This window comes from Rhizobium sp. R339 (assembly GCF_002211395.1).
Classification (GTDB): Bacteria; Pseudomonadota; Alphaproteobacteria; order Rhizobiales; family Rhizobiaceae; genus Rhizobium.
The window spans coordinates 243,428-257,197 of sequence record NZ_LOKV01000027.1 but is presented as its reverse complement, the minus strand read 5'-3'; the positions used below and the strand labels follow the sequence as shown (position 1 = coordinate 257,197).

General features: G+C 60.5%; 13 protein-coding genes. 7 read left to right on the top strand and 6 right to left on the bottom strand.

What is annotated here, in order from left to right; all coding sequences use genetic code 11:
- Window positions 1-71 precede the first annotated feature (71 nt).
- The 3 genes from ATY76_RS29980 to ATY76_RS29970 all read right to left on the bottom strand — a co-directional run bounded on the left by ATY76_RS29980 (window position 72) and on the right by ATY76_RS29970 (window position 2,638).
- Window positions 72-605, bottom strand: coding sequence for a plasmid pRiA4b ORF-3 family protein (locus tag ATY76_RS29980; RefSeq protein WP_088678258.1), 534 nt, complete (start codon window positions 603-605; stop codon window positions 72-74).
- A gap of 232 nt (window positions 606-837) precedes the next feature.
- Window positions 838-1,218, bottom strand: a complete 381-nt coding sequence (locus ATY76_RS29975; protein ID WP_088678257.1) for a Rid family hydrolase — start codon at window positions 1,216-1,218, stop codon at window positions 838-840.
- A 325-nt stretch (window positions 1,219-1,543) separates the two neighbouring features.
- Window positions 1,544-2,638, bottom strand: a complete 1,095-nt coding sequence (locus ATY76_RS29970) for a GSU2403 family nucleotidyltransferase fold protein (RefSeq protein WP_088678353.1) — start codon at window positions 2,636-2,638, stop codon at window positions 1,544-1,546.
- Window positions 2,639-3,098: 460 nt separating this feature from the next.
- Between ATY76_RS29970 and ATY76_RS29965 the strand changes: the two genes are divergently transcribed.
- From ATY76_RS29965 to ATY76_RS29935, 7 genes are read left to right on the top strand one after another with little or no spacing between them, the layout of a single operon-like run.
- Window positions 3,099-5,501, top strand: coding sequence for an FdhF/YdeP family oxidoreductase (locus ATY76_RS29965; protein ID WP_088678256.1), 2,403 nt, complete (start codon window positions 3,099-3,101; stop codon window positions 5,499-5,501).
- A gap of 14 nt (window positions 5,502-5,515) precedes the next feature.
- Complete coding sequence (locus ATY76_RS34345; RefSeq protein WP_245310161.1) at window positions 5,516-6,232, top strand: c-type cytochrome; 717 nt, start codon at window positions 5,516-5,518, stop codon at window positions 6,230-6,232.
- The gene (gene coxB / locus ATY76_RS29955; protein ID WP_088678255.1) at window positions 6,229-7,227 is read left to right on the top strand and encodes a cytochrome c oxidase subunit II; all 999 of its coding nucleotides are present in this window, start codon (window positions 6,229-6,231) and stop codon (window positions 7,225-7,227) included. The genes ATY76_RS34345 and coxB overlap by 4 nt, the downstream gene beginning before the upstream one ends.
- Entirely contained in the window at window positions 7,224-9,137 is a 1,914-nt protein-coding gene (gene ctaD / locus ATY76_RS29950) for a cytochrome c oxidase subunit I (RefSeq protein WP_088678254.1), read from the top strand. Before coxB ends, ctaD begins: the two co-directional genes overlap by 4 nt.
- Window positions 9,134-9,736, top strand: coding sequence for a cytochrome c oxidase subunit 3 (locus ATY76_RS29945; protein ID WP_088678253.1), 603 nt, complete (start codon window positions 9,134-9,136; stop codon window positions 9,734-9,736). Before ctaD ends, ATY76_RS29945 begins: the two co-directional genes overlap by 4 nt.
- A 32-nt stretch (window positions 9,737-9,768) precedes the next feature.
- On the top strand, window positions 9,769-10,629 hold the full coding sequence (locus tag ATY76_RS29940; protein ID WP_088678252.1) for a cytochrome c oxidase assembly protein: 861 nt from the start codon (window positions 9,769-9,771) through the stop codon (window positions 10,627-10,629).
- Window positions 10,604-11,026 carry a c-type cytochrome gene (locus ATY76_RS29935; RefSeq protein WP_088678251.1) on the top strand — a complete coding sequence of 141 codons (423 nt, stop codon included), beginning with the start codon at window positions 10,604-10,606 and terminating at the stop codon, window positions 11,024-11,026. The genes ATY76_RS29940 and ATY76_RS29935 overlap by 26 nt, the downstream gene beginning before the upstream one ends.
- Here the strand turns inward: ATY76_RS29935 and ATY76_RS29930 are convergent, their stop codons facing one another.
- The 3 genes from ATY76_RS29930 to ATY76_RS29920 are packed head-to-tail and all read right to left on the bottom strand — an operon-like array spanning window position 11,027 to window position 13,767.
- Window positions 11,027-11,941 (bottom strand): cytochrome c, encoded by a 915-nt coding sequence (locus tag ATY76_RS29930; protein ID WP_088678250.1) that lies wholly within the window; start codon window positions 11,939-11,941, stop codon window positions 11,027-11,029. It lies immediately after the preceding gene.
- A gap of 25 nt (window positions 11,942-11,966) precedes the next feature.
- Window positions 11,967-12,701 carry a TIGR04290 family methyltransferase gene (locus ATY76_RS29925; RefSeq protein ID WP_088678249.1) on the bottom strand — a complete coding sequence of 245 codons (735 nt, stop codon included), beginning with the start codon at window positions 12,699-12,701 and terminating at the stop codon, window positions 11,967-11,969.
- Window positions 12,702-12,720: 19 nt separating this feature from the next.
- Window positions 12,721-13,767, bottom strand: coding sequence for a UDP-glucuronic acid decarboxylase family protein (locus ATY76_RS29920; RefSeq protein WP_088678248.1), 1,047 nt, complete (start codon window positions 13,765-13,767; stop codon window positions 12,721-12,723).
- Window positions 13,768-13,770: the final 3 nt, after the last annotated feature.

The window sequence follows — 13,770 nt, the reverse complement described above, 5'->3', positions numbered from 1 at the left end:
GGTGCGCCTCGAAGGCTGCACAAGCCGTCAGATCGCTGTCAGAAGGATCCAATATCAATAAAGTGAGACGATCAGGCGGCCTTCTTGACGATCTTTGCCCGACCTTGTTCATTCGTGCAATGTTCAAAGTAGCCGCCGCACCAGCGGATGGTTTCAGCATATTCTGGATCTTCCGGGTGGGCGATGATCTCCAGGAACCGCTCATAACCGGACACGCCACCAACATCTTCGGGCGGTCGCGCCCTTTCCCCGGCGATGCAGCTTCCTTGTTTGGGCGCAGAAGCGAGCCTCAGGAACTCCTCGACTGTGACGGTGTGCCGCCAGCCATCCCCGAAATCATAGTGGTAGCTAAAGACAGCACCTTGCTCGAAGTCCAGCAAGCGAACCTCTCTCTGATCGAAGACCCGAGGATCGTCATCGGCCGCATCCTCCGTCAGGGTCTCGACGTCCCCATACCGCAGACCACCGATGCGGAATTCATAGAGATGATAGTTCCACCAGTTGAATGCGGCCTGAATTCCGAGATGCAGGTGCTCCAGGTTCCAATGGACCGGCAGGACCAAACAGCGCCAGACGTCCGGCTCGATCTCGTCGATGGAAAACAAGGATGTGCGAAACGCTCTGCGCTCTAACGTCAAACGGCGTCTGTATCAACCGAAGTCGAGAGGCCCGAAGAAGCGAGTTGGCTGAGGGCTCGAAGCGGAACGTCTTGAAGGCCGAGCCGACACGAGCACGAACATAGCGCGACTTCTGTGGAGAAAGCTGACACCGCAGACCGGCTCGCAAGCCTCGTAGCCAAGCCCCGGCGTTCAACGCCGTCGCTACTGCAAGCTGTGTTCATGCCTCGGCGATCATCGCTATCGAGACTTTCATGCCCTGAATGCGCACAGGCATCTTGGCGCCCTGTCGGGCAGGTGGATTGCGTGGAAACCACTTAAGCCATTCCTCATTGGCACCTGCGAAGTCCTCCTCGTCGGCCATAATCAGTGTCGCACTGACCGCCTTCTCCAAACTGCTCCCGGCGGCTTCCAGAATAGCGGAGATGTTGCGAAGACATTGTGCGACCTGGGCCTGCACCGGCCCCCTCACAAGCTGCCCTGTTGACGGGTCAATCGGCGCAGTCCCTGACACAAAAACCAATCCTGCGGCCTTGACGGCTTGGCTGTAGGACGCTGGGGCCGCTGGTGCGTCCGGTGTGGTAATTATCGTGCGCGACATGAAGCAAATCCAGTGAGACTTTGGTCCAGGCCGACTAAGCTCGACCAAACAGGGCTAAAGTCAAGCATCAGGATCCAAAGCTGGACGGAATCGCCCGTTTTCAGTCGCACTAGACCGCCGCCATTAATCAACCGGGTATCCGCTTGTGGCGCGCAGCTGCGGTCAGTTGCCGACTGGGATCGGATCGCGGAGCCGACGTTCAGCCAGCCAACCTTCATTTCCCGATTGAGTGCGCTTGCGAAAGTGAGCCAGCCATACTCGCCTTGAGTGACTCGAACTCTCGGCACCACATTTGTCTTCGCAACTTCTTTCGAAGCGGAAGACACTATTCTCCAGTCGGAAGTTCGATTTCTTCGCGGTTTTTCTTTGCGCCCTCGATCAGGACCGTATTGAGCCGCTCGGCATCTTTTGCTGGCAGCATTCCCGCGCCGGTTCGAATACCTTCTTGCCACGCAGGCCCGCGTTCCCATGCTTCGTTGTAGACGAGCGCTAATTCGGCAGATCGTCTTGTCTGCTGCAGGGCTTCAAAAAGCAGCGCTGCCTGGCGGACGTCCTTTTCCCGCTTCGCTGGCCCCTGCCCGTCAGTGTGCCGGCGGCTGGCGACGATGAGCTTGTGGACCGCATAACGGGACGGATCGGGGACAACGACCGGGACACCGCTTCGGTGGAGCAGCATTGTCCTGACGGGTTCCCTTATGAGGAAGTCGAGAAAGCGCAGTGGATCCGCGCTGGCGCCGCCAAGGGCGGGCATCTTTGCCGGCTGGTCGGTGTAGTCATCTGAACCGCGGTTCGACGTCAGGAATTCAACCCGGTAGCCGTCGGCATTCTGAAACGCGGACGAGGCCGCGGACCCTGATCGATGCGGAACTGGCCGGAAGCTGGCGTCGACGCCCTGCAACAGCTCAACGATCGGAGGCAGACTGTCTTCAACCTCCCGACTGATGGCATAGTCCTGGGCGATATCCGCATCGCCGGTAAGGATCGCAGCCATGGGAAGGCGCACGCCCAGCAGTCCTGAATAACATTGAAAGGCCACTGTGCCGATGAGAACCCCCCGGAGCCGAAAAAGACCGCCATGGGCAAGAGCTTCGACGATGTCGCCCGACATGGCGTCGGGGGCGATCATCCCGCCTTCGCGGGTCAGGGTATTTACCAAGCGCCGGCGAGCGCGTAGATCGTCCTTGTCCCGCTTGTGATCGGCTACGCGCTGCGCGATATTCGGATCATCAGCAGAACCAACGTAACGACGTTTCGTACCACCATGCCCATCTGGAATGTCGAAGTACCAGTACTTGCGCCCTTTGATGTTCGCCGGGGTGAACCGACCCTCCGGAGGGAAATCGGCCGTCCAGGCGGCGTCGAGCGAGCGCTGTCCTAGCTCGGCGAGCATCGTCTGATACATGAGGTCGATGGACTTCATAAGCTCGACTCCGGTGTTATACTGTTTTTCAAAAACAGTATAACTATCGCGAGGATCGGTCGCAAGATAGGATGCGAGCTCCATCGCCTTGAAGGGATGTGAACGGGAGACCACACGATTTCCTCTGCGGTATATCGTTGATTTGTGGAACATCAGAAAGAAGCAGTCCATCACCTCCTGCCAAACGGAGCCGCAACCCCTTCGACAACGCTTCCATTGCAGTACCGAAAAATGACATCCGGGAGCCCCCGACTCCTTCTCGACGCAACTGCAAGTCATCTCGGCCTCAACGTCGTCAACTGTGATCCAGTAGCGCCCCTTGGAAGACCTGTCGCGCCTCGAACTCGCCCGGCGTCGGGTAGGCGTATGCATAAGAGGCGGTACCGTGGTGACGCTGGAACAGATTGGCTCCTGCCAGAGTTCGGGCTCGGGAAAATCTGCCGAGATTTGGGAGGTAAGGATGTCAGCGAGATCGAGAGGCCATGCAAGCCGCGACAAAGGCAAAGGTGTTGCGGGCGGGTGGGGAGCGGCGAGAGCTGTCGGACAGATCCTTCTGCGCGAGCACGTACCGAGGTCAGGCTCGTCGCTGCTTGCCCATCACAACAAGCCGGACGGCTACATGTGCGTCAGCTGCGCATGGGCAAAGCCTGCCAAACCGCATGCGATGGAATTCTGCGAGGAAGGCGCCAAGGCGACCGCTTGGGAGATCACCACGCGCCGAGCGGACCGCGCTTTCTTCGCCGCGCACACATTGCAGGAGCTGGAGCAATGGAGCGATCACGATCTCGAGGAGCAGGGCCGGCTTACGCATCCTATGCGCTGGAACAGCGAGACGGACAAATACGAGCCGGTGAGCTGGGATGAGGCCTTTGACGAAATCGGCAGAGCGCTTCGTGGCGTTCCTCCGCAGCAGGTGGATTTCTATACCTCAGGTCGCGCCTCCCTGGAGACGTCCTATATGTATCAGCTTTTCGCGCGCATCTATGGCAGCAACAACCTGCCCGACTCCTCGAACATGTGCCACGAAAGCACGTCGGTCGGGCTCCCGGAAAGCATCGGTGCGACGGTGGGTACCGCGATCCTTTCGGACTTCCAGAATTGCGACTGCATCTTCTACCTCGCGCAAAACGTCGCCACCTCTTCGCCGAGAATGCTTCATGATCTGCAGGATGCGGCCGACAGAGGCGTAAAAATCGTGACTTTCAATCCGTTGCGCGAACCCGGCCTTGAGCGTTTCATCAACCCGCAAATGCCAAGCCAGATGCTGACCGGCCGATCGACACCGATTTCCTCGGAATATTTCCAGGTGAGGAACGGCGGCGATATCGCAGCGCTATTTGGGGTCTGCAAGGCTTTGATCGAAGCCGACGATGCTTTGAAGGCCATGGGCGCCAGCAAGGTCTCAGGCTCCGACGCAATCCCTGACAAACCGGAGAATGCCGCGGCGGTCGCGTTTGCTGCTTCCATTGCCGCAGCCGATAAGAAGCACGTGCTCGACCATGATTTTATCAACACGCACACCTCGGGCTTCCAAGAGTTTGCCGAGGCTGCCCGGCGGCACGATTGGGCCGAGCTGGAACGTGTTTCCGGCCTGGCTCGTGAACAGATGAGCCAGGCTGCTCGCGTATACGCTCACTCAGAAGCCGTGCTGATGATTTACGGCATGGGCCTTACACAGCATGTGATGGGCGTTCAGAACGTCCAAATGGTCGCCAATCTCGCGCTGCTGCGCGGCAATGTCGGTAAGCCGGGCGCAAACATCTGCGCGGTGCGAGGACATTCGAATGTTCAGGGACAGCGCACGGTCGGGATAACCGAGAAACCCGGCCTCGTGCCACTGGATAAACTGGCTGAACTTTATCAATTCGAGCCTCCGAAATGGGAGGGGCGCTCCACGGTCGATACCTGCAAAGCCATCATGCAAGGCGAGGCAACGGCATTTGTCGCACTCGGCGGCAACTTCTTGCGTGCCGTTCCGGAAACGGAGGCGATGGAGGAGGCCTGGCGCAAACTGCGCCTCAGCGTCCAGATTGCAACCAAGCTCAATCGCAGCCATGTCGTCCACGGCGAGATCGCCTACCTCCTGCCCTGCCTCGGCCGGCTTGAGATCGATGATCAGGCAAGCGGCCCGCAAGCCGTCTCCATCGAAAGCTCAGTGGCGCATTTTCACGGCTCGCGCGGAAGGGCCAAACCGGCGAGCGACGAGCTGCTGTCGGAACCCGCAATCATCGCCGGCATCGCCAAGGCGACGTTGACGAAAGGCCGGGTGCCTTGGGACGAATGGGTGGGCGACTATTCGAAAATCCGCGACGCGATCGAAGCGACCTATCCCGAGACATTCAGGGATTTCAACAAACGCATGTTCCAGCCGGGCGGCATCCCGCGACCGGTACCGGCGCGGGAGCGAAAATGGACGACTGCGAACCAAAAAGCCAACTTCATCACCCCGCCGCGGCTCTTTCCCGAACTCGATATCGGCCCCGGCGCCGGGGAAGTTCTCAACCTTACCACCCTGCGCTCGAACGATCAGTTCAATACGACGATCTATGCCTACGGCGACCGCTACCGCGGCGTGAAGGGGACCAGAAAGGTGGTCTTCATGAACGAGGAGGACATTCTCAGGCTGGGCTTCAAGGAAGGCAACTTCGTTGATCTCACAACGGCCATCGATGCCGCAAAGATGCGCCGCGTCATGGGTTTCAAGATCGTCCGGCACGATATCCCGGCTGGCTGCTGCGCTGCCTATTATCCGGAGTCCAACCCGCTGTTTCCGCTGGCGCATCATGATGCGAAGGCCAAGACCCCGTCCTATAAGCTGCTGCCGGTTCGTCTCAGCCTCTCCGCTCAATCGCCGCAGTCCTGAATCGGGCCGCGGCGATGAGCGAAAGCAAACACGGCACCTGGGTTGTGGCGGCAACGCTTTTCGGCGTGGCTGCGGCCGCGGCAGCCGTGGGTTGGGCAAACCGGCGACGTCCGGATCGAGCCGATACCGCGGTGACAAGAGGCTTCGTGCAGCTACCGCCGCCGTTTTTCTCGGCGGCGCTTGTCTGCATGCTCGCTATCGGCACCATCATTGGCTGGGCAAGGCACCCCAGGCAATATCGTGCCGATCCTCCTGTAACGTCGGCGCTCGACCAGTTCCGGCTGATGCCCAGCAAGATTAGCGGCACACCTCCTGACGTTTATTTCGCGATCGGAAAACCCTATGAGACCACCGCCTATGATCTCAGCCAAGGCAAACGGCTTTATTCCTGGTTCGGCTGCGCCAGCTGCCATGGAGATGGGCGGGGCGCAACCGGCCCCTCGTTTCTCGACGGCTGGTGGCTCTATGGTTCTGAAATGGTTTCGGTCGTGGCATCCATCCGCGACGGGCGGCCTCATGGGATGCCATCCTTCGCGAACAAGATGACGAGCGACCAGATCTGGCAGCTCGCCGGCTATGTCAGGACGATAGGCGCTTATTCGCCGCCTTATACCGCGCCGAGCCGAAACGACGACAAGCATACGAGGCCGGCGGAGAACCGGGCGCCGGCCGCTGGCCTTTTCGAGGAAGGACCGGCTGGCGTCCGTTCCGATCGAGGTGTCCGGCCTTGAAGATCGCTCGCGCCTCCCTCCTCGTTGCACATCTTCTGTTGCTTTCGGGCTGCACCGGCGATCCGCAATCGGCACTGAATGCCGAGGGACCTTCTGCCATGGAGCTCAGAGGGTTGATCTTTCTGTTTGTCGCCGTCTGCGGTGTCGTCTTCATCCTGGTAATGGCCGTCATGGTGTGGGCACTGGTTCGAAGGAAGAACCAGGCGCCCCGCAGGCCTCAGACCGAGCGCTCGATGGGCAGGGCTGTGGGCGCTGCAATCGTGGCGACCTTCATCGTCATAACTCTTCTGACTATCGCGAGCTTTTACACCACGCGCAGCATCGATTGGCGCGAAGCCGATACTGCGACGATCGTCGTCCGTGGCCAGCAATGGTGGTGGCAATTCACCTACCTCGATGCCGACCCGGCCAAGACTTTTCTGACCGCCAACGAACTGCATATTCCCGTGGGAACCGACATCCGGCTGCGTCTGGAAGCGACGGACGTCATCCACTCATTCTGGGTGCCGAACCTGACGGGAAAGCAGGACCTGGTTCCCGGCCGCGAGAACGAACTGACGCTTCATGCCAGCAAACCCGGCATCTATCGCGGTCAATGCGCTGAATTCTGCGGCCTGCAGCACAGCCACATGGCGTTGTTGGTGATCGCCGAAGAGCCCGAGGATTATGACCGCTGGCTGGAAGCGCAGAGAAGCGCGGCTTACGAACCGACCGATAGCGATGCCGTGGCGGGCAAGCTGGTCTTCATGAACAAGCCCTGCGCCGCCTGCCACGCCATCCGGGGCACCGGCGCGGCGGGCACCTCGGGACCCGATCTCACCCATGTTGGCAGCCGCAGCATGATTGGGGCGGGGCTGCTGGAGAATACGCGGGGATCGGTCGCCGCCTGGATCGCCGATCCGCAGACGCTGAAGCCGGGAAACAACATGCCACTGGTCCCCCTCACCGGTGAGGAGCTGCGGCAACTGAGCGCCTATATGAGTGAGCTCCGATGAGAAGCCAGGATAAGATCCCGTCCCCCGCTGATCTGGCAGCCGGCGATGAAGGCGCCGAAGCCTTTCTCAGGCGCACTTGGGCAACGCCATCAGGGCTGCTGGCGGCATTGTCCACCGTCGATCACAAGATCATCGGCCGGCGATATATCGTGACGGCCTTCATCTTCCTGCTCCTCGGCGGCGTGCTTGCCCTGGCAATGCGCCTGCAGCTCGCATTTCCGGAGGCGCGCTTCATCAGCGCCGATCGTTACAACCAGATCTTCACCGTGCATGGGAGCAACATGATGTTCCTTTTTGCCGTGCCGGTCATGGAGGCGATGGCGGTCTATCTCGTGCCGCTGATGGTCGGAACCCGCAACATCGCCTTTCCGAGGCTGAATGCCTTTTCCTATTGGATCTTTCTTGCCGGAGGCCTGCTCCTCTGGATCTCTCTCGCTCTCGACACCGCCCCTGATGTCGGCTGGTTCGCTTACGTACCCCTGGCCGGCCCGCAATATGGCGCGGGAAAGCGGGCCGACATCTGGGCGCAGATGATCACTTTCACCGAAGTGTCGGCCCTCGCCGTCGCCGTCGAGATCGTCGTGACCGTCTTCAAGCTCAGGGCGCCGGGCATGTCGCTCAATCGTATCCCGCTCTTCGTCTGGTCGATGCTGGTAACGGCCTTCCTGGTCATCCTGGCCATGCCGGCGATCATGCTCGCAAGCTCCTCGCTCATTCTCGACCGGCTGGTCGGCACGCAGTTCTACAACCCTTCGGAGGGTGGCGACGCCCTTCTCTGGCAGCACCTGTTCTGGTTTTTCGGCCATCCCGAGGTCTACATCATCTTCCTGCCGGCAGTGGGCTTGGTGTCCGCCATGATCTCCACCTTCACGCGGCGTCCCGTCTTCGGATACCTGCCGCTGGTCCTGGCGATGATCGCAACCGGCGTCCTGGCTTTCGGCCTTTGGGTGCATCACATGTTCGTCGCCGGTCTGCCGCGTCTGGGAAGCAGCTTCTTCACCGCCTCCAGCATGGCGATCGCAATTCCCGCCGGAACACAGATCTTCTGCTGGCTGGCGACGCTGTGGGACGGGCGTCCCGTCTTCAAGACGCCGCTGCTTTTCATCATCGGCTTCATGATCACCTTCGTCATCGGCGGAATGACCGGCGTGATGGTGGCCTCCGTGCCGCTCGACACGCAGGTTCACGACACCTATTTCGTCGTCGCCCATTTCCACTACGTGCTGATCGGCGGTTCCGTCTTCCCGCTCATCGGCGCGATCTACTACTGGTTCCCGAAGATGACCGGCCGCATGATGAGCGAAAGGCTCGGCCGATGGGCCTTCGGCCTCATCTTCACCGGCTTTCACCTGACCTTCTTCCCGATGCACATCCTCGGCCTCCAGGGCATGCCGCGACGCATCTATACCTATCCGCCGGAATTGCCCTGGGCAGGTTTGAACCTTTTCGTCAGCCTCAGCGCCGTCATACTGGCCGCCGGCTTCCTCATCTTTTTCATCGACGCCGTGCGCAGCTTCAAATTCGGATCGCCTGCAGGGCCGAACCCCTGGAACGCATCGACGCTGGAATGGGCCACGTCTTCGCCCCCTCCCCCCTACAACTTCCGCCACATCCCCGTCGTCCAGTCAGCCGAGCCACTGTGGGCGGATGGGGGAATGTTGCCGGTGGCCACAGGACTTCGGCTCGACCGTCGCGAAGTGATCGTCAGCAGCGTCGCGGCAGCCGAGCCCGAGGCGCGGGAATCCATGCCGGCCAATTCCATTTGGCCGTTCTTGGCCGCCATCGCCACCAGCATCATGTTGATCGGCTCGATCTTCAGCCCTTGGGCGGTGATCTGGGGCGCGATCCCGGTAGCCATTACCCTGACGGGATGGTTCTGGCCGAAGCAAACACCGGAGGACGAGTCATGAAAGAACGTATTGCGCTCGACCTGTCGAAGCTTCCCCTGCATGGCATGGGCAGCGCGAGCCTGACCTTCTGGGGCACCGGCGCCTTCATGCTGATCGAAGGCATGGGATTTGCCCTGACGATCGCCGTCTATTTCTACCTGATGAGCCTGGCGCCGCGCTGGCCGATTGAAGCCCCCCCTCCGGACCTTCTCCCCGGTACGATCCTGACCCTGTCGCTTCTCGTCAGCCTCGTGCCGAATATGCTGGTGTCGCGATGGGCGCAGCGTAAGGAGCTCCGCAAGGTGCGCCTGGGGTTGATCGCCATGGTCTTCATGGGCGCGATACCGCTCATCCCCCGCGTCTTCGAATTTCCTGCCCTCCATATAAGCTGGGACGACGACGCCTACGGATCGATCGTCTGGACGATCCTTGGTCTGCACACTACCCACATCATTACTGATCTCATCGATACGATCGTCCTTGCATGCCTCATGTTTTCCAAGCACGCAGACAATGCGCGCCGCTACGGCGACGTCGAAGACAATGCGCTCTACTGGAACTTTGTCGTCCTCACCTGGCTTCCTCTCTACGGATGCATCTATTGGGTGCCGCGGCTATGAGAACAGGACCCACGATCGCCTTTTGGGTAACCATGACGGCACCGGCGTCGGCGCATGAAGGCCATGTCCATAACGTCGCGTTGCCATGGACCATCGACCCGTGGATCATTGTGCCGCTCGGCCTCAGCGCGGCCTTATATGCATGCGGCAGCCTTCGCTTCCGGCCACGATCATCCCAAAGCCGCCGTGCCTTCGTGCAGCGGCTCGCGACCTTCTGGTCCGGCTGGCTCGTTCTCGCCGGGGCGCTCGTCTCCCCCCTGCACTGGCTGGGCGAGCAGCTTTTCACCTTCCACATGATCGAACATGAATTGGTCATGGCGGTGTCGGCGCCGCTCATCGTGTTGGCGAGGCCCTCGGCGATGCTGCTCTGGGGGCTTCCGAGGATGATCAGGCGCCAGGCGGGACGGGCGCTTGCCTCGCGCGCCGTGCGCAGCACGTGGAAATGTCTCAGCAACGGCACCGTTGCGACCTTGCTGCATGGCGCGGCGATCTGGGCATGGCACGCGCCGATTCTCTTCGATGCCACGATTGACAGCGCGCCCCTCCACCGCCTGCAGCATCTTTCCTTTTTCGCGAGCGCCATCCTGTTCTGGTGGTCCGTCATCTGGAGGAGCAACCGGGGGGTGGCCGCCTGGCATGTTTTTTTGACCATGCTGCACATGAGCATCCTTGGCGCCCTCATCGCGCTTGCGCCAAAAGTGCTCTATGGCGTGCAGACGCAGGCCTCCGGGACCTGGGGGTTGTCGCCGCTCGAAGACCAGCAGATGGCAGGCCTGGTCATGTGGATTCCTGCAGGAATCATCTACGCCGCAGCGGCACTCACGCTGACGGCACTGTGGATCAGGGCTTCAGGAAAAGGAGGCACGGATGGAACGCGTATCGTCGCCCCGTAATTCTCTTCGCTCTGCCCTGGTGATTGCGGCCTGCATGGTAGGCGTGACCGCGGCCTTTGGCCTGACCGATATCTATCGTCAGCAATCCGAAAGGCGCGCTGCAGCTATCGCTCTGACCAAAGGCGATCCCGCCAGGGCCCCGATGATCTTCCGTCGCTATGGCTGCGCTGGCTGTCACACCATTCCCGGCATCGCGGGGGCCGACGGCAAGGTCGGCGGTGATCTCTCCGGTCTGCGGCAGCGGGTCTATGTCGCGGGCGTGCTCAACAATTCCGCCGATAATCTGGTTGATTGGATCGTCACCCCGCAGTCCTATTCACCCAAAACTGCGATGCCTGCCACCGGAATATCTGAACAGGAAGCCCGTGATCTCGCCGCTTACCTCTATGCCCGTTAGCTAAGGATGAGGGGTCGCGCGCGGTGGCAGCGACTTCAGATATTGGGCGATGGCCATCTGGTCGGCGGCAGGGAGTTCGGCCGTATTCTCGACGACATCGGCCATCGACCAGCCGACATAGCCGTGGTCGGGCGTCTTGCCGCTCCGGAGCATTTCTACGATATCCTGCTGCGACCATGAACCGATTTCTACCGGCGTGATGTTCGGAATAAAGCCGACGCCTTCCGTGCTCACGCCGCCCGCAAATCTAGTCTTCGGCTTGATCGCGCCCAAGACGTTGCGGGAGGAGTGACACTCGGCGCAATGCCCGAGTGTTTCCACGAGATAAGCGCCCCGATCGTGCACCGGATCGCCATTCAACACCCCCCCGGATCGCCCTTCGTGAAAAAACAACAGCTTCCAGAAACCGACAAACCGCCGGATTCGGAACAGGACGGAAATATCATGTGGTTGGGGACGGTCCGGCACGGGCGAAAGCGTATGCAGGAAAGCGTAGAGATCCCTGACGTCGTCGAGCGTCATACCGGTATAGCTGGCATATGGAAATACCGGATAGTAATGCTTTCCCGACGGGGAGACGCCGGCGATCAAGGCATTGGCGAGATCGGCGACCGACCACGATCCTATGCCCGCTTTCGGATCGGGCGAGATGTTGGGGACTCTGAAGGTTCCATAGGGCGAGGCCAGCGCAAGATCGCCTCCCAGCCTGAGACGGTCTTCCTGACCGGGAGAAGCATGACACGAGGCGCACCCGGCTGCAGCGAACACCAATCTGCCGCGTCCGGCGTCGCCGGGGGTCAGCGTGACATCGTCGGCAGAGAAAGGCGAATGCGGCCTGGTCAACAGCCAGGTCAACAAAAGGACGAAGAGGATCGCAGCGATCGCGATCGAAAACAGCCGGGCACCTTTCAGCATTCTGGACCCGCAATGTTATTGCCGCTCAAACGGGCGGTGGTTCAACCATATAAGGCCGCCGGCTTCGGCGACATAGATAGACTTCGCGTTCTGGATTGGCCTCTATCGCGAACCCAGCGCTACGCAGCATCGCCTCCATAGCGCCCTTGTTCGGAATGAACCAGTTTGTCGGATCGGCGGCGTAGCGCTGTTCGACGAAGAACAATTTCGGAAAATCCGGCTGATCGAAGACGCTCCATTCGGAAAAATCGTAATTCTCCTCCAGCGCGGCAATCCGCTCGTCGCCGCGCTGGAGGCACTGGAACAGCATGAGATCGCCGACCACATGCTCGTAGAGGAGATCGAGCGCCAGCAAAGGGTGGCGCAAGTGGTAAAGCACGCCCATGAAGAGCACCAGATCGAATGTTTCCCCCAGCTTCGGCACTTCATAAACCGACATCTGCCTGAATTCGACGTCGAGACCGAAGTGGCCGGCGGCCAACCGGGCCTGCTCGAGATAGCGCGTGTCGCAATCGATGCCGAGCACCCGCCCGGCATTGCGGCGCTTCATCTCAAGCGAATAGAAGCCGGCATTGCAGCCGATGTCGAGAACGCTGCGCCGATCGAGATCTTCCGGCACCACATGCTTGAAACCTTCCCATTTGAAGGCCGGATAGTCGCCGAGAAAGTGATCGGGGGCGGTTTCCACTTCGCCGAGCCGGATATTCTGGAACCACGGAGCCAGTTCGGCAACGCGGCGTTTCAAAGCCAGGGTCATCATCGCCTCCACTTATTTTCGCTCAGCTTCCAGCGGGTACAGCTTGAGCAGCAGCCGCGCTCCGAGGGCGACGGGACGCTGCCGTGCGCTTGCGCGGACGCTCGGCGAGGTTGGCGGCGAACCAGCCGATCGTCTGTGCCAGCCCTTCGGCAAGCGGTACCGTCGGTTGCCAGTCGAGAAGCTCGGTCGCACGCGAAATATCAGGCCGGCGACGCTGCGGATCGTCTTTTGGCAGAGGCCTGTAGACGAGCGCGGTACGAGCCGGAACCATCGAACGGATCATCTGAGCGAGTTCATTGATGGTGAATTCTCCGGGATTGCCGAGGTTGACCGGCACGCCGGGATTGGGCTGAACATCCATCAGCGCCATCAGACCCCCGACCAGGTCGCTCACATAGCAGAAGGAACGCGTCTGCATCCCGCTTCCATAAATGGTGAGAGGCTTTCCCGACAGCGCCTGGACGACAAGGTTCGAGACGATCCGGCCGTCATTGGCCTGCATGCGCGGCCCATAAGTGTTGAAAATGCGGGCAACCCGGGCATCGACGCGACCGCCGCGCAACATATCGAAGCACAGGGCCTCCGCGGCGCGCTTTCCCTCATCATAACAGGCGCGCGGCCCCGTGCAGCTGACATTGCCGCGGTAGTCCTCGCGCTGGGGATGTTCGGCCGGATCGCCATAGACCTCGCTCGTCGAAGCCTGGAGGAAGGAGGCTCCATGCCGTTCGGCGAGCGCAAGCAGGTTTCCGGTGCCGGCGACGCAGGTCATCATCGTATGGACGGGGTCGGCCTGATATTGCGGTGGAGATGCGGCACAGGCAAGATTGTAGATCTGGTCCAGCGGCTCGTCGATTTCGAGGAAGTCGCAGACATCCTGTTCGATAAGGCGGAAGCCTGGATGGTTCATCAACGGCCGCACATTGTCTCGCGATCCGGTGATATAGCTGTCCACGCAAATGACGGTATCGCCCCTGCCGAGGAGCGCATCACAGAGGTGCGAACCGACAAAGCCGGCTCCCCCTGCTACCAGAACAGTCTTGCCTTTTCTGCGACGATTGACTTGAAGCATCGA